This is a genomic window from Clostridium budayi, from assembly GCF_055396605.1.
The window spans coordinates 731,565-748,356 of the sequence record NZ_AP042456.1; the positions used below are offsets into that span (position 1 = coordinate 731,565).

The following is a 16,792-nucleotide window of genomic DNA, read 5'->3' on the forward strand; positions in this document are numbered from 1 at the left end:
CCTTAGTCACTTTCTTTATGTTTAAAACTTTATTGTAATTTAAAATATTTGTCTGATATTTTACCTTTAAGAGTTGGAGATAATTCATTCATATACTTAAGAATATTAGCCCCCTTAGTTCCAGTTGCAAGAGTTGGAACATAATCATTTTTATTTGATACTGATGAAATAGTAGCAGGAAGTACTTCATATTCCATGTTAGAAAGCTCATCACCTATAAAATTAAGCTTAGCTTTTAATATAAATGTTCTCATATCTTGAGGATTTGAATTCCCACCAAAGCAGAAATTAGCAAGCGAATAAGCAATTAATTTACCCTTATAATCTTCTAATGGTTGAATAACATGTGAGTGTGAACCAACAACCATATCAGCACCAGAATCTATAGCAAAGTGTGCAAGATCAACTTGATAAGGAGATGGTTTAGTAGCTTTTTCATAACCCCAGTGGAAGTAAGGTATAACTATTTTAACACCATCATTTTTTAAAGATTCTATATCGTTTTTAATCTTTTCTTTAGTCTTATCACTATTATCCCAAGCTTGATATCCTAAGAATCCAAATTTAATTCCTTTAATTTCAGTTACTATTTTATGACCTTCGCCAGTTATATCTACTTTATTATCTTGAAGAGTTTTTACAGTGTCATTAAAACCTTGAGCTCCATAATCATAAATGTGATTATTTGCAATAGTTACTCCTTCAATTGATGATGAAGTTAGTATTTTAGCATAAGATTTAGGTCCTTTAAAGTGGAATTGTATAGCATCACCTTTGTCTTTTTTCTGAGTTGAATCTGTAAATGTTGTTTCTAAATTAACTAGAGTATAGTCATCATCTTCAAATACTTTTCTAACATTTTTAAGTAAGTAAGAAAAATCATTACCAGAGTTAGAAACAGCAGCTGGAAGACTAGTAGATTTATTAAACGTATCATCAGTTCCTAATGTAAAATCTCCAGCCATAGTTAAAACAATATCTTTAGGTTCTTTTTTTACTTCTTCATCTTTAGTAGTATTTTTTTCTTCATTTTCTTTTGCTAATAATTCTTCATTTTTAGCAGCTTCTTTTTTATTTGTAATATATTTGTTTATACCATAATAAGCTTCGCCTATTATTAAAATAAGTATTAATGCAAAAATTATTCTGTTTCGCACAAATCTTCTATGTAGCTTTTTTTTCTTATTATTTTTCCTGTAAAAATTAATATTATTTCTCTTTTTACTCAAAAGTACCCTCTCCTTATAAATTTTGTCAGTAATTATTATAGCATAATATATTTATAATAATTAGGGAATAGGTTTACAAAGAATTTTAAATGTAGTATCATAATAATATAAATTCATACCTATAAATTTATATTATTCTTATAAATTTATAAAAGTGAAGGTTAAAGGGAGGAGAATATTATGAAATTTCCATATGATTTTTTATTTGGAGCAGCCTCTGCATCGTATCAAGTAGAAGGTGCATGGGATAAGGATGGTAAAGGACTTTCGAACTGGGATGTATTTTCTAAAATTCCAGGGAAGACATTTGAAGGAACAAATGGTGATGTAGCAGTTGACCATTATAATAGATATAAAGAAGACGTAAAATTAATGGCTGAAATGGGATTAGAGTCATATAGATTTTCAATTTCATGGGCAAGAATACTTCCAAATGGAGTAGGAGAAGTAAATCCTAAAGGGATAGAGTTTTATAATAATTTAATTAATGAATGTTTAAAATACGGAATAGTACCATTTGTAACATTATATCACTGGGATTTACCACAAGCATTAGAAGAACAAGGCGGATGGACAAATAAAAAAACAATAGATGCATTTGTAAATTATGCAAATGTTTGTTTTAATGCTTTTGGTGATAGAGTTAAGCATTGGATAACATTTAATGAAACAATTGTATTTTGTAAATTAGGATATATGTTAGGGGCACATCCACCAGCTATAGAAAATGATGAAAAGAAATACTTTGATGCTATACACAATGTATTTGTTTCACATGCTAAAACAGTTGGTTTATATAAGAGCTTAAAACAATATGGAGAAATTGGAATAACAAATGTATTTAATCCAGCATTCCCAGTTGATGATAAAGAGGATAATAAGCTTGCAGCAGAACGTGCAAACAATTATGATACTTATTGGTATTATGATCCTATTTTAAAAGGAGAATACCCAGAGTATGTAGTTAAAGAATTAGAGAAAAGAAATACTGTGCCTGATTGGACTGAAGAAGAACTTCAAATATTAAAAGATAATGCAGATAAAAATGACTTTATGGGACTTAATTATTATCAGCCACAAAGAGTTGAAAGAAATTATGAAGCTGTAGAAAATATAGAACATACAAGAGAAAGTTCTACAGGTGCTTCTGGAAATGTATCATTTGATGGTTTCTATAAAACTGTAGTAATGGATGATAAGAAATATACTAAATGGGGGTGGGAGATATCACCAGAAGGTTTCTTAGATGGTCTTAGAATGCTAAAAGATAGATATGGTGATGTTAAATTATATATTACTGAGAATGGTCTTGGAGATGAAGATCCAATAATTGAAGGTGAAGTAATGGATATTCCAAGAATTAAGTTTATAGAAGAACATTTAAAGGTTGTAAAAGAAGCAATTAAAGAAGGTATTAATTTAAAAGGATATTACGCATGGTCAGTAATTGATTTATTAAGCTGGCTTAATGGATATAAAAAGCAATATGGCTTTATATATGTTGACCATAAAAATAATTTAGAGAGAAAGAAAAAAGCATCATTCTATTGGTATAAAAACGTAATAGAAACAAGAGGAGAAGATCTATAAATTTCATTAATATAAAAGCCCCGAGACTTATAAGTAAAAGTTTCGGGGCAATTTTTTTATTTTTTTAATAGTTCTCGCCAAGTATCTTTGCCAACTATTCCGTCAGCAGTTAACTTTCTGTCTTTTTGGAATTTAATAATAGCATTTTTAGTAGATGAACCAAATACTCCATCAGCACCATATGCTCCTAATGAATAGTTAAGAGCAATAAGTCTTTTTTGAATTATTTTAGTTAAATTACCACTAGCACCTTCCATAACAATAATACATTTATTTAAAGTTTCGGTGCCAAAGTAACCGTCAACTACTAAATTTGCATTTGCTTGAATATTTAATTCTCTTTGAAGTTCTTTAACAATCTCACCACTTATAGATACTTCCCAAAGTTCTTTATTAGAAGTGTCAGGAGTATTATTGTCAGGTTTAGAAGGAACTTTTTTACCAGAGATATATTCGGCTATAGTTTTTGAAATTAAATCGGGACCTAATCTTTTGTAAAGAGCAACATCTTCTGTAGCTTCCACAAAACAAGTTTCAATAATCATAGCAGGCATTGTTGTATTTCTTAGTTCATACAAAGTAGGTCTTGCCTTAACGCCTCTGTTTTTAAAACCAAGGGAAGCTAATGCAGCCATTACAGAATTTGCTTCTTTGAAACTAGAATCATAGACTAAAACTTCTGATCCAAGAGCGCCATTATAGCTTGAATAAGCGTTATTAAAATGACAACTTATGAAAAGATCAGCATCCCATGAGTTGGCTTTGTTTACTCCATAGGATAAATCTGAAATAGAAGTGTTATAAGAATCTGGTGGGGTTACATCTAATACATTATGACCAATTGATTTCAAATATTTAATTAAGGAATCTTTAATTTTTCTACCTTCAGTAGTTTCGTCTATAAGTCCATGTGAACCTGGTACGTTGAAGTTATGGCCACCTCTTACAGCAATTTTCATTTAATATCTCACCTTTCCTTAACTTTAGTTAATTCATACAATTATATAATATGTGAATTAACTAAAAGTGTTACATAATAAAAATTTATTTAAATATCATTTAATTTTTATATATGCATATTTTTCCGAAAACTAAAATTTTACAAATATAAATACTGTAAAATAATTCAAAATATATTAATAATAAAATAATGCTATGAATAATAAACTCTTAATTTACAGAAACTTATTATAAAGATTTTAGGAGGTGAAAATTATGGCTAAAAAAGATCAACAATCATCATGGAATAGTAAAAGATTTGAAAGCCCAAAGAAAAATGAGGTAAGGGAAGTTCCAGAAATTCAGGGAAAAGCAAAAAATAAATAATTTTTCATATATTAAAGTTAACAAAATCTTCTTTAATTGTTTATTGATTTACATAATCCAAAGGACTATACTCGTAAAAGACAAGCAAAGAAGAAAAACGGTAGGTGAGGCTACCGCAGGGATAAGGGTTGCTACCGCAAAATAATGGAGACATTATGAGAAGGTTAGCAGTGTATGTCGGTATTAAGGCATATTCTAATGCAATTTCATCGCCCTGCGATGCTAAAGCTTGAACGTATGATTATGATTTTTTAGTTTTAATACTTTATATAATTAGCTTCTCTTATCATAGGTTTAAGTTATGCCTATGATAAGAGATTTTTTTTGGAGGTGAAAAAATGGAATTAAGAAAGGATACAAAAAAAAGAAAAAAATTATCTGTAGCCAAAGAAAGATTAATGGATGCAAGTAGAACAAATATAGAGCAATTGTATTTAAAAATGGATACATCAGAAAAAGGATTAGATGAAAGTAAAGTTGAGATGTTAAGAGATCAATTTGGGTTAAATGAAATATCTCATGAAAAGAAAGACTCAGTAGGAAAGAAATTATTTGAAGCATTTATAAATCCTTTTACTATAGTATTATTTGTTTTAGGAATAATATCTTTATTTACAGATGTAATATTAGTTCCAAAAGATCAAAGGGATTATTCAAGTGTAGTTATAATCTGTATAATGGTTACAATAAGTGGAGTTCTTAGATTTGTCCAAGAATTAAGATCAAGTAAAGCAGCAGAAGAACTTAAAGCTATGGTACATACAACAGTAGATGTAGAGAGAAATGGTAGAAAAGAGATATCACTTCAAGAGTTAGTACCAGGTGATATTGTATATTTAGCAGCAGGTGATATGATACCAGCAGATGTTAGAATTATTAGAGCAAAGGATTTATTTGTTGGACAATCTGCCTTAACAGGTGAATCAGAACCGGTTGAAAAATTTGGTGGAGAATTAAGTTATGAAGAAGCTAAAGATAACAATCCTTTAGAACTAAATAACCTTGCTTTTATGGGTACTAATGTAATAAGTGGATCAGCATTAGCATTAGTTATAACAACTGGAGATGGAACATACTTTGGAGAAATAGGTAAATCACTAACAGGCAAAAAAGTAAAAACAAACTTTGATATTGGAGTAAATAAAGTAAGCTTTCTTCTTATTAAGTTCATGGCAATTATGGTACCTATAGTATTTTTCTTAAACGGATTTACTAAAGGAAGTTGGCTTCAAGCTTTTTTATTTGCATTATCAGTGGCAGTTGGTATTACACCAGAAATGTTACCTATGATAGTTACAACAAACCTTGCAAAAGGTGCTTATGCTATGGCAAAAAGAAAGACTGTAGTAAAGAAATTAGATTCAATTCAAAACTTTGGTTCAATGGATATTTTATGTACAGATAAAACTGGAACTTTAACACAAGATAAAATAATTCTTGAAAGACATTTAGATATAAATGGAAAGACAGATGATAGAGTTCTAAGACATGGATTTTTAAATAGTTATTATCAAACAGGTCTTAAAAATTTAATGGACTTAGCTATAATAGATCACGCAATTAAGTATGGGATGAAAGAACTTGAAGGTAAGTATGTTAAAGTAGATGAAATACCATTTGATTTTTCACGTAAAAGGATGTCTGTTGTTCTTAAAGATAAGAATTCTAAAATTCAAATAATAACAAAAGGTGCAATAGAGGAAATGCTTGATATATCAAGCTACGTAGAAGATGATGGGAAAGTTCTTCCTCTTACAAAGGAAATACGTGAAAAAATAATAAAAACTGTAAATAAGCTTAATAGTGAAGGTATGAGAGTTATAGGAATAGCTCAAAAAACTGAAAATGAAGGAAGAGAAGAGTTTTCAGTAAATGATGAAAAAGATATGGTTCTTATGGGATATATGGGCTTTTTAGATCCTCCAAAAGAAACAACTACAAAAGCAATTAAAGCATTAAAAGATTATGGGGTAGGAGTTAAAGTTTTAACTGGAGACAATGAAGCTGTAACAGCATGTGTATGTAGTCAAGTTGGAATTAAAAATAAAAAGATTTTACTTGGCTCTGAAATAGAACATATGGATGATTCAGAATTACAAAAGAAAGTAGAAGAAACAGATATTTTTGCTAAGTTATCACCAAATCAAAAGACACGTATAGTTACTTCTTTAAGAGAAAATGGACATACTGTTGGATTTTTAGGGGACGGAATAAATGATGCAGGCGCAATGAGAGCTGCTGATGTTGGAATTTCAGTTGATACTGCCGTTGACATAGCAAAGGAATCTGCTGATATAATACTTTTAGAAAAAGATTTAATGGTTCTAGAAGGTGGAGTATTAGAAGGTAGAAAAACTTTTGGTAACATAATAAAATATATAAAGATGACAACTAGTTCAAACTTTGGGAATATGTTAAGTGTACTTGTTGCAAGCGCATTTTTACCATTTCTACCAATGCTTCCAATACAAATTTTAGTTCTTAATTTAATTTACGATATATCACAAATAGTAATACCATGGGATAACATGGATGAAGATTATTTAAAAGTTCCAAGGAAGTGGGATGCATCAAGTATTGCAAGGTTTATGGTTATATTTGGACCAACAAGCTCAATATTCGATATAACAACATTCCTTGTAATGTGGTTTGTATATGGATGTAGTAGTGCATCAAATCCACATCTAGTATCACTATTTAATACAGGATGGTTTGTAGAAAGTTTATGTACACAAACGTTAATAATTCATATGATACGTACAAAGAAAATACCATTTGTTCAAAGTAGAGCATCTTCTCCTGTAATTGCAATGACAGTAATTGCATTAATTGTTGGAACAATAATACCATTTACAGCATTAGGAGGAGCCCTTCAAATGACTAAGCTTAGCACTTCATATTTTGGAATATTAATAATTACAGTAATAGCATATATGTTATTATGTCAATTAGTTAAGAAAATATATATAGGAAAATATAAAGAATTATTATAAATAAAATTATAAAAAAGACTACATTAAAGCTTAACTTTAATGTAGTCTTTTTTGTTGAAAATAATAAGAGAAAAAGTTATAAGCTTTTAAAGGTGAGGTTAATAAAATATGTAAAATATGTTAAAATATAAATAATTATTTAAAGCTTTGGAGGAGTGTATGGGAAAGAAAGGGGTAAAAAAACATAACGATTTTACGTATTTAAGAGGAAAAGGTATAAAGTATGCAGTATTAGTAGATAAAAATGAAAAGCTTAAAGTTATTCCATATAATTTTGATTATGTAACATTTTTATTTGGAGGAATTTCTTATTTGGGAAGAAAGCAAATTTTAAAAGGAATATCATTAATATTAGTACAAGCTTTAATTATATATATACTTAATATACCTGTAGGTTTAATTTTAAATTATGTAATAACATTTATTTTAGCATTATTTTCAGGGAAAGATTATGCTATGAGTTTAGTTAATAATGGTGCTATAGAATTTAATAGTTATGAGGAAAACGGATATTCTTTAGAATATAATGAAGATAAAGAAATTACGGCACTTCAAGAGAAAAAAGGAAGAAGAAAGAAAAGAAGCATAACAGAAAATATTAAAAAGCAAAATTTAATATTTTATATTGCATCTATAGCAATTCTATCAATAGGAGTTATAGTTACAGGAATAAATCTAAAGGGTGCTGTAGGAAGTAAAAATAGAGAAGTTTATTCAAATAAAGAAAATAGCAATATAATTAGTTTAACTATGCTTTTAACAGATGAAGAAAGTTTACATTCATTTTCAATAGTCGAAGTAAATAAGCTAGAAAATACTATTAAAGCTAATTATTATGTAGGAGAACTACTTATAAAAGATGCTGAAGAATCATTTTCAGCAAATGAATTGTATAAAAAAGATGGAATAATAAAAAATAGTATAATTAAAGAAAATTTTAATGTTGATAATAGTATACAACTTAAACTTGATTTAAAGGATTATAAAAAAATTATGGATTATAATAAAGGTGATACTTTAGATAAGATTTATAACAATATATTATTAAAATCATCGGAATTAGAAGATAAAAAATTCGATGAATTTATAAATTCAATATCTTTATTAGAAAAGAATGAAGATAAAGATTTAGTTAATGAAAAATACTTAGAATCAAATTTAGTGGAAGGATATAAGAACATTATAAATAAAGATACATTTAAATTAACTAAAGGAGAATATAAAGAAAAAAGATTATCTCATATTGTTTCAGTAAAAGCTATATTAGCATTAAATAGTGAACTTAAAGATAAAACTATATATTATATAGATGAGGAAGTGTTAGATTTAAATGATACAATTAAAAAACTTAAAGATAAGGATGAAGAAATAAAGGCTAAGGAAGCAGAAGAAATAGATGAAAATAATAATACTTCTATAAATAATAGTGATGAGCAAGCTGGTGTCGGACAAGGAACCCCACAAGGTAATGGATCAGGAAGTTCACAAGGCAGTGGTTCAGGCGGAGTACAAGGCGGTGGTTCAGGAAGTTCACAAGGCGGTGGCTCAGGAAGTTCACAAGGCGGTAGTTCAGGAAGTTCACAAGGCGGTAGTTCAGGAAGTTCACAAGGTGGTAGCTCAGGAAGTTCACAAGGTGGTAGCTCAGGAAGTTCACAAGGCGGTGGTTCAGGAAGTTCACAAGGTGGTAGCTCAGGAAGTTCACAAGGTGGTAGTTCAGGAGGCTCACAAGGTGGCAGCACAGGCGGTTCACAAGGTGGAGGCTCAGACGGATCACAGAATGGTAGCACAGTGGGCTCACAAGGTGGCGAAGCATCAGGAGAAGAAAGTCCTTCAAATTAGGATTAAGTGGGTTGAAGTATAAAAATTAATTAGAGTAAATAAAAATGTAGGATAATATCAAAAAAAGATATTATCCTACATTTTGTTTATATAAAATATTTCCCGGGAATATATAATTTTCAGATGTTATTTAACAAAATTCTTAACTTAGAAGCTAGTTTTTTCTTTTTATAAATGCATTTAGAATAATCTATATTATATTTTTCAGAGTATCTTTTTAAGGCGCATTTAACATTACTATACATTAAAAAATTAAATAAGTTTCTTTCATCAGTATCTAAAAGTTTAATTATAGAAGAGATACGTTCTTCTTCTGATGAATTAATAAAATCTTCTTCAATATTTGTTTCATCAACTAGAATATCTATAATTTCATCGCCAGCTTCTGTTTGAAGGTTTAAGCTATGAGCTTTTCTATCAGAATTATGTCCTCTACATAAATAAGCAAAATTATTACATACTGTCCACATAACATAAGATGAAAAAGAAGAGCTTTTATCTAAATCGAAAGTATTAATTGCTTTAAGTATAGATAAAATTCCATATTGCATAAGATCTTCACTATCATAACAATCTATATAAGAATATTTCTTTATTTGCTTTCTAACTAAAGGAGTGTATTTAACTATTAGTTCTTCTTTTGCATTCATATCATTCTTTTTTGCTAATTTTAATAAATTTAAGTCATTCAATTTAGCGTCCCCCTTTCGAATTAAACTTACTATTAAATAAGCAATTTACATAATGTTGCTATACTAAATATATATGCAGAAGGAGAAAAAAATAAGAACATATGTTCGTATTAATTTTAAAAAATATGCTTGGTAGTATAAAATTACCAAGCTATATTTTAAATTTATTAATTAGTTTTCGTATATGAATTTGTGTAATTCTTTAGTTTCAGCTCCAATATCGAAAGTCATATAATAAACACCGTTTATATTTTTGCCGTTTGAATGATTATTACAAGGTACTCTGTATTCTTCAATTGAAGTAGCCCCAGTTTTTATAATATCTTTACCTAATGTCATAAACTCACTTGAACTAATATTAGTTGATACTAGTGGAAGTAATTCATTTAATGTTCCAGGATAACTTGAAACTGGCATTTTTTTAATTTTATTAAAAATTGCTGTAATTACATTTCTATGTCTTTCTGTTCTTCTTTGGTCTCCACCATCGTATCTAATTCTTGCATATGCAAGAGCTTGAGCTCCATTTAATGTTTTTACTCCAGGCGTTGGTATATTAGAAGCATTAGTATTATTAATATTATTTACACTATTAATATAATCATTTATATATTTTAAATCACCTTCTGTTAAATTCATTTCTATTCCACCTATTTTATCAACAATTTTAGGAAGAGTAGTAAAGTTAACAGTAATAAATTTATCAATACTTAAATTGAAATTTTTATTTATAGTATTAAGTGCAAGTTCAGGACCGCCAAATGCATAAGCATGAGTAATTTTATCTTTTCCATGACCAATTATATTAGTGTAAGAATCTCTCATTATAGATGATAACTTAATTTTATCATGATCTTTATCAATAGTAAGAATCATAATAGCATCTGAACGACCAGTATTACCATTTTGTGCATCAACACCGAATAAAGCTATATTAGTTACCCCTTTGTTTTTAACAGCAAGTTCTTTATTTTCAGGAGTTATACCTAAATTTTCTTCATTAATTTCAACCTTTTCAGTTTTATCTAAAAGGTTATGAATATAGAAATAAGCACCTCCCACAGAAACTAATAATAAAACAAAAAGTGACAAAAGAACCTTTTGCCATAAAGCCATCTTTTTTAATTTTCCCATAAACCTCTCCTCAAAACCCCTATATTTATAAAATATAATCATAGTATATCATTTATGATAATATATGTAAATAAATCAATAATAAGTAATTATAATGAAGAATTTTACATAATAAAAGAATGAAAAAGGTTACCTATTTTAGGTAACCTATATACTATAGTGCAAATTTTTTTATGGCTTTACTTACACCAGAGTTAACATTACTATCTGTTATAAAGTCTGCCTCATTTTTTAAAATATCTAATCCATTTCCCATAGCAACACCAATTCCAGCATAACGAATCATTGAAAGATCATTCTCACTATCACCAATACACATAATTTCATCTCTTGAAATATTAAGCATTTTAGCTAAATGCTTAACTGCATTTCCTTTAGATGTATCTTTTCTCATAACTTCAAAGTTATAAAGACTAGAACTTACAACTTCATATTTATTTAAATCTATAAATTCATTTTTAGCTTTTTGCATCTCATCTCTATTTTCACGAGTAGTATCTATAGTTATTGCTTTTAAAACATCACCTTCATAATCTTTTAAGACATTAGTTAAATCACTAGACACATCAATTTTTATTTGATCTTCTTTTGATGCCAGTTTATTTGTTAAAATATAAGCGTGACTTTCTTCAAGAGGTTCATTAGAAATTGTTGTATTATGAGTATTGAAACATATTCTAAAAGGGTACTTTTTTAAAATATTATATATTTCTAATGATTCTTCTAAAGAAAGAGGATTTTCATATATAACTTTATCTGAATTTTTATCTTTTATATAAGCTCCATTTGATGAAATTATTGGAGCATCAATTCCTATTAAATCAGAGTAAAATTTTGCAGACGTAAAAAGTCTACCAGTAGTTAGTGCTATTTTAATTCCTTTATTAACTGCTTCTTTTAAAGTTTTTTTATTTTCTTCAGATATATTATGATCGTTGTCAAGTAACGTACCATCCATATCAATACATATTAGTTTTATTGCCATAATATATAGTCCTCCTCTTTGATAATTACATTTAGTATACCCACATGTACTTAAGAAAATTTTATCATTATTAAAATTTACTGTAAACAAGCTTATAATTTAATGAAAGGATATATAGAATTATAAAAATAGAAAAAATGTAGTGTATAACTACACTACATTTTCTATTATTTCTTCATTTTTAGTTTCATTTTTAAAAATTATGTTTCCAATTAAAATTGCAATTAATGTTGGTATAAGCCATGCAAATCCTTTAGAACTAAGAGGAATAAAGCTTAAATTAATTGCAGGAATAACACTAAGTATTCCAAAAATTAAAGAAGTATATATTCCAAGTCTTATTGCACGAATATTAGTTAAAAACTTATCTAAAAGAGTTGTTGCAATAAGTGTTATAGCAACTGGATAAAGTACATTTAATATAGGACCTGAAATCTTTATTATGTGATCAACACCAAGACGTCCTATTATAATACTAATTATAGTAATAACAATAGCATTAACTTTATAAGGTAATCTTCCTTTTGATATTTCAGAAAAGAAAGAAGAACCAGCAGTTATAAGGCCTATTGATGTAGTTAAACATGCAAGTCCCATTGCAATACCAATTATAATAGTACCAACGCTTCCAAGTATCTCTTTTGATAATACAAGAAGTAATCCAGTTTTACCTATATCAGATGAAACTAATCCATTAGTTTGAGCCCCTAAGAAAGTTAGTCCACCATAAACAAATGCTAAACCAATTGCAGCAACCATACCTGCTTTAACTGTCATAGGAACTAAGTCTTTCTTTTTATAGCCTTTAGATAATATATTACCTGATACTATAGCAGCAAAAAGAAGTGCTGCTAGTGCATCCATTGTTTGATATCCTTCAAGGAATGAAGTTGAAAAAACAGATGGAGCATTAGTTGTAGTAATATTTCTAATTGGGAATATTATTCCTTTAAAAATTATTATTGCAAGTATTATTAATAAAGCAGGAGTTAATATTTTACCAATTGTATCTATAATACTTGATTTATTAAATACGAAAAATAAGTTTATTCCAAAATATATAATCATCCAAACAAGTGGTGGTATACCTGGGAATATAGGACTTATAGTTAATTCATAAGTTGTAGCAGCAGTTCTAGGTATTCCAAGCATTGGACCTATAGCTATAAATAAAAGTGTTGCAAATACTAAAGCAAATTTAGGCCCAATTTTTGTAGCCATAGTTTCAAAAGTTCCATCACCTTTAGTACAAGCGATTATAGCAAGTAGTGGTAGTCCAACTCCAGTAAGTGTAAATCCGATAATAGCAATAAGGTATTGATCTCCAACTAGATGCCCAAGAAATGGTGGGAATATAAGATTACCAGCACCAAAGAACATTGCAAAAAGAGCAAAACCTACTATTAAAAAATCTTTTGTTTGTTTTTTCATCATCTCAAGCCTTTCTATATGATATATATATGAACATATTTTTAAATATCTAGTTAAAATATATTATCTTAAATTAATATATTAATCATAATAACATTGATTTTTATAAAAATCAATAAAAATATATAATATTTGATAATAAAGTACAAAATTATACAAAATACAAGTATTAAATTAATAAAAGATAACGTTTTTATTTTCCAAATTAAAATAATACATTTAAAATATGATATGTGGTATACTAGAAATAGAGACTTTTTATTAAAAACAAGACTTATGTGAATTTATTTATTAATATAGAAGTTAAGGGGGATAAGTCATGAAAGTAAAAAAAGCGATTATACCTGCAGCTGGACTTGGAACAAGATTTTTACCAGCAACAAAAGCACAACCTAAAGAAATGTTACCAATAGTTGATAAGCCAACTATTCAATATATAATAGAGGAAGCTATAGCATCAGGTATTGAAGAAATTCTTATAATAACAGGAAGAAATAAAAAGTGTATAGAAGACCACTTTGATAAATCAGTAGAACTTGAAATGGAACTTGAAAAGTCAGGTAAAGATGAATTATTAGAACTTGTAAGAGATATATCAGATATGGTTGATATTCATTACATAAGACAAAAAGAACCAAGAGGTTTAGGTCATGCTATACATTGTGCAAAGACATTCGTTGGAAACGAACCATTTGCAGTATTACTTGGAGATGACGTTGTTTATAGTGATAAACCATGTTTAAAACAACTTATGGAATGTTATGACGAATATAAAACTTCAATACTTGGAGTTCAAACTGTACCAGAAGAAGATGTTTCAAAATATGGAATAGTTGATGGAATTCATATAGAAAATAGAGTATATAAAGTTAAAGATTTAGTTGAAAAGCCAAAGAGAGAAGAAGCTCCAACTAATGTTGCAATACTTGGTAGATATATAATAACTCCACAAATATTTGAAATATTAGAAAATACAGCTCCTGGTAAGGGAAATGAAATCCAACTTACAGATGCTTTAAAAACTTTAATATCACAAGAAGCTATGTATGCTTATGATTTTGAAGGAAGAAGATACGATGTTGGAGATAAGTTTGGATTCTTACAAGCTACAATAGAGTACGGATTAAGAAAAGAAGGTTTAAGAAGTGAACTACTTGAATATTTAGAAAATAAAGAGTGGGAAAAAATCTTAAAGTAATAAATATAATATTTAATTTAAAATAGACCGTCTACGTAAATGATTTTTTATCATTTACGTAGACGGTCTATTTTATTGCTATTTTCATTTCTGCAATAATATTTTTTTATAATCATTACATTTACTTTATTTTTTATATAGATAATTAGTTTTAAAAATAAATTTTCATAATGTTTCTAAAATGTTAATAGTTAACAAAATGTTTTTAAAGTTTAATAAAAAATATATCAGAATAGATAAAGTTTGAAGAAAATATGCATAAAAAGTTAATTAATTTACTATTGGAGTAAATATTCAAAATAATTACAAAAGAATTTTGATACATTAAATATTTTAATTGATACAGTGATCCATTTAAGTTTTATTTAAAAAATAAAACTTAAATGAACTATAAAGTATTAAAGAATAGTTGAAAATAGTAGTAATGCTATTTATATACTTTTATAACTCTACTAATTAATCGTATAAAAATTCACTTAATTATAAAAAAATAGTGTATTAATTGAAAGTGAAAATCAGCTATAGTGTGTTATTTAACTCCTAAAAATTTACAGAAAATATTGTGAAATACACATGTATCTGAGTAAAAAACATATGGTAAAATGATAAAAATATAAGTTAGTTTTTATAAAAAATTTAATAGAATAAAAAATTTATAAAAAATATATAATTAAATGCTTATATCTTTGATAAAATAGAAACAAGAAAAAAGGGGGCATGAAAATGAAAGCTAAAAAAGTAATAAGTACGATTTTGATTAGCGGAATAATATTAACTCTATTTACTGGATGTGGAAATAAGAAAGAAGCATATTCTAAAGAATCGAAAGTAGTAAATTTAACAACTGGGGCAATTAAAACTATGGATTCTGTAAAAGCTACTGATTCTGAATCTTTTAATATAGTACAAAATACTCAAGAAACATTATTAGTATATGATAATGATAAGCCAGTACCAGGTGCTGCAAAATCTTTTGAAAAAAGTAAAGATGAAAAGACATATATCTTTCATCTAAGAGATGGACTTAAGTGGAGTGATGGTAAAAAGCTTACATCAAAAGATTTTAAATATGCATGGATGAGAATGCTAGATCCAAATGTTGCATCAGGATATTCTTTCTTTTTATTTGGTGTAAAAAATGGAGAAAATTATTTTAATGGAAAAGCAAAGGCAGAAGATGTTGGAATTAAAACACCAGATGATAAAACTTTAGTTGTGGAACTTGAAGATCCAATTCCATACTTTATTCAATTAGTTGCATTTCCAGTGTTAGCTCCACAAAGAGAAGATGTTGTAAAGGCACAAGGAGAAACATATGGAAGTAGGGAAGAAGGATTAGTATTTAGTGGTCCTTTTAAGGTTTCTAACTGGAAAAGAGGAGCTAAAGTAGAATTAGTTAAAAATCCGAATTATTGGAATGCAAAAAATATTAAATTAGATGAAGTAAATTTAAATCAAATCGGTGAAGTAAATACACAATATCAAATGTTTTTAAGTGGACAACTTGATGTAATGTTTAAAGTTGGTGGAGAATATATAAAAGAACTTCAAAAAGGAGTTAAAGAAGGAAAGTGGAAGGAAGTAAGTGGTGTTATGCCAACTGTATATTATGATCAGTATAATATGAAAAGTCCAAATAAAATACTTCGAAATAAAAAAATAAGACAGGCATTATCTATTGCTATTGATAGAGAACAATATACAAAAGATATATTAAAAAGTGGAGTTCCAGCTTATGGAATGGTGCCAGATGGAATTTTAGTTGGAGATAAGGAGTATAGAAAAGAAGTAAAAGAGCCATTAAAAGAAATAGCAAATAAAAATCCTAAAGATTTATTTATAGAAGGACTAAAGGAGCTTGGACTTGATTCTAATCCGTCAAAATATAACATAGATTTATTACTTCAAAATAGTAATTCAAGTTTAAAAAATCAAGGTGAATATTTACAAAATATATGGAAGCAAAAAATTGGAGTAAATATAAAACTTCAAACACCAGCAGATTTTTCAGATTTTTTAAGAAAGCAAAATGATGGAGAATTTGACATAGCGATGGCTGGTTGGGGGGCAGATTATAATGACCCTATGACATTCCTAGATTTATTTGGGGCAAAAAACGGAAGCAATTATGGAAAATTCAATGATGACAAGGTGAACAAACTTTTAGAAGATTTACAAACTGAAACAAATATGGATAAAAGAATTAAGATGTATAAGGAAATAGAAAAGATCGAAGTTGCTGAAAATCCAGCAGTAGCTCCAACATATTATTTAGATATACATTCATTCCAAAAGAATTACATTCATGGAATTCAATATCCAAAGTTTGGTGGTAGTTATCAATTAAGATGGGCGTATATAGAACAAAATTAAAT

Annotated in this window: 11 protein-coding genes and 1 riboswitch; of the genes, 5 read left to right on the forward strand and 6 right to left on the reverse strand. The window is 27.9% G+C overall.

Annotated elements, in window-relative coordinates:
• Positions 1-29 precede the first annotated feature (29 nt).
• Positions 30-1,229 carry a CapA family protein gene (locus tag ACZ5TJ_RS03365; RefSeq protein WP_464201291.1) on the reverse strand — a complete coding sequence of 400 codons (1,200 nt, stop codon included), beginning with the start codon at positions 1,227-1,229 and terminating at the stop codon, positions 30-32.
• 180 nt (positions 1,230-1,409) lie between these two features.
• On the opposite strand from ACZ5TJ_RS03365, the gene ACZ5TJ_RS03370 reads away from it, so the two are divergent.
• Complete coding sequence (locus ACZ5TJ_RS03370) at positions 1,410-2,819, forward strand: GH1 family beta-glucosidase (RefSeq protein ID WP_464201292.1); 1,410 nt, start codon at positions 1,410-1,412, stop codon at positions 2,817-2,819.
• A gap of 56 nt (positions 2,820-2,875) precedes the next feature.
• Here ACZ5TJ_RS03370 and ACZ5TJ_RS03375 read toward each other — a convergent pair whose 3' ends face one another.
• The gene (locus tag ACZ5TJ_RS03375; protein ID WP_464201294.1) at positions 2,876-3,778 is read right to left on the reverse strand and encodes a peptidoglycan-binding protein; all 903 of its coding nucleotides are present in this window, start codon (positions 3,776-3,778) and stop codon (positions 2,876-2,878) included.
• Positions 3,779-4,234: 456 nt separating this feature from the next.
• Positions 4,235-4,394, forward strand: a riboswitch (M-box (ykoK) riboswitch).
• An 89-nt stretch (positions 4,395-4,483) separates the two neighbouring features.
• Between ACZ5TJ_RS03375 and mgtA the strand changes: the two genes are divergently transcribed.
• Positions 4,484-7,138, forward strand: coding sequence for a magnesium-translocating P-type ATPase (mgtA, locus tag ACZ5TJ_RS03380; RefSeq protein ID WP_464201295.1), 2,655 nt, complete (start codon positions 4,484-4,486; stop codon positions 7,136-7,138).
• Positions 7,139-7,297: 159 nt separating this feature from the next.
• Complete coding sequence (locus tag ACZ5TJ_RS03385; RefSeq protein WP_464201296.1) at positions 7,298-8,977, forward strand: hypothetical protein; 1,680 nt, start codon at positions 7,298-7,300, stop codon at positions 8,975-8,977.
• A gap of 119 nt (positions 8,978-9,096) precedes the next feature.
• On the opposite strand, the gene ACZ5TJ_RS03390 is transcribed toward ACZ5TJ_RS03385, so the two are convergent.
• The 4 genes from ACZ5TJ_RS03390 to brnQ form a co-directional block, all read right to left on the reverse strand.
• The gene (locus ACZ5TJ_RS03390; RefSeq protein ID WP_464201297.1) at positions 9,097-9,669 is read right to left on the reverse strand and encodes a sigma-70 family RNA polymerase sigma factor; all 573 of its coding nucleotides are present in this window, start codon (positions 9,667-9,669) and stop codon (positions 9,097-9,099) included.
• 171 nt (positions 9,670-9,840) lie between these two features.
• Positions 9,841-10,803 (reverse strand): LCP family protein, encoded by a 963-nt coding sequence (locus ACZ5TJ_RS03395; protein WP_464201298.1) that lies wholly within the window; start codon positions 10,801-10,803, stop codon positions 9,841-9,843.
• Between the two features lie 154 nt (positions 10,804-10,957).
• Entirely contained in the window at positions 10,958-11,788 is an 831-nt protein-coding gene (locus tag ACZ5TJ_RS03400) for a Cof-type HAD-IIB family hydrolase (protein WP_464201300.1), read from the reverse strand.
• Positions 11,789-11,938: 150 nt separating this feature from the next.
• Positions 11,939-13,219 carry a branched-chain amino acid transport system II carrier protein gene (gene brnQ, locus ACZ5TJ_RS03405; protein WP_464202267.1) on the reverse strand — a complete coding sequence of 427 codons (1,281 nt, stop codon included), beginning with the start codon at positions 13,217-13,219 and terminating at the stop codon, positions 11,939-11,941.
• A 319-nt stretch (positions 13,220-13,538) separates the two neighbouring features.
• Here brnQ and galU point away from each other — a divergent pair, with 319 nt between their 5' ends.
• Positions 13,539-14,417: a UTP--glucose-1-phosphate uridylyltransferase GalU gene (galU, locus tag ACZ5TJ_RS03410; RefSeq protein ID WP_464201302.1), complete on the forward strand. Its 879-nt coding sequence runs from the start codon at positions 13,539-13,541 to the stop codon at positions 14,415-14,417.
• Between the two features lie 723 nt (positions 14,418-15,140).
• Positions 15,141-16,790 carry a peptide ABC transporter substrate-binding protein gene (locus ACZ5TJ_RS03415; protein ID WP_464201304.1) on the forward strand — a complete coding sequence of 550 codons (1,650 nt, stop codon included), beginning with the start codon at positions 15,141-15,143 and terminating at the stop codon, positions 16,788-16,790.
• Positions 16,791-16,792 lie beyond the last annotated feature (2 nt).

Bases quoted from the DNA above. Each gene is read 5' to 3' on its own strand.
- ACZ5TJ_RS03370 (WP_464201292.1), top strand. From the start codon at position 1,410: ATGAAATTTCCATATGATTTTTTATTTGGAGCAGCCTCTGCATCGTAT.
- mgtA (WP_464201295.1), top strand. From the start codon at position 4,484: ATGGAATTAAGAAAGGATACAAAAAAAAGAAAAAAATTATCTGTAGCC.
- ACZ5TJ_RS03385 (WP_464201296.1), top strand. From the start codon at position 7,298: ATGGGAAAGAAAGGGGTAAAAAAACATAACGATTTTACGTATTTAAGA.
- galU (WP_464201302.1), top strand. From the start codon at position 13,539: ATGAAAGTAAAAAAAGCGATTATACCTGCAGCTGGACTTGGAACAAGA.
- ACZ5TJ_RS03395 (WP_464201298.1), bottom strand. From the start codon at position 10,803: ATGGGAAAATTAAAAAAGATGGCTTTATGGCAAAAGGTTCTTTTGTCA.
- brnQ (WP_464202267.1), bottom strand. From the start codon at position 13,219: ATGAAAAAACAAACAAAAGATTTTTTAATAGTAGGTTTTGCTCTTTTT.
- ACZ5TJ_RS03400 (WP_464201300.1), bottom strand. From the start codon at position 11,788: ATGGCAATAAAACTAATATGTATTGATATGGATGGTACGTTACTTGAC.
- ACZ5TJ_RS03375 (WP_464201294.1), bottom strand. From the start codon at position 3,778: ATGAAAATTGCTGTAAGAGGTGGCCATAACTTCAACGTACCAGGTTCA.
- ACZ5TJ_RS03415 (WP_464201304.1), top strand. From the start codon at position 15,141: ATGAAAGCTAAAAAAGTAATAAGTACGATTTTGATTAGCGGAATAATA.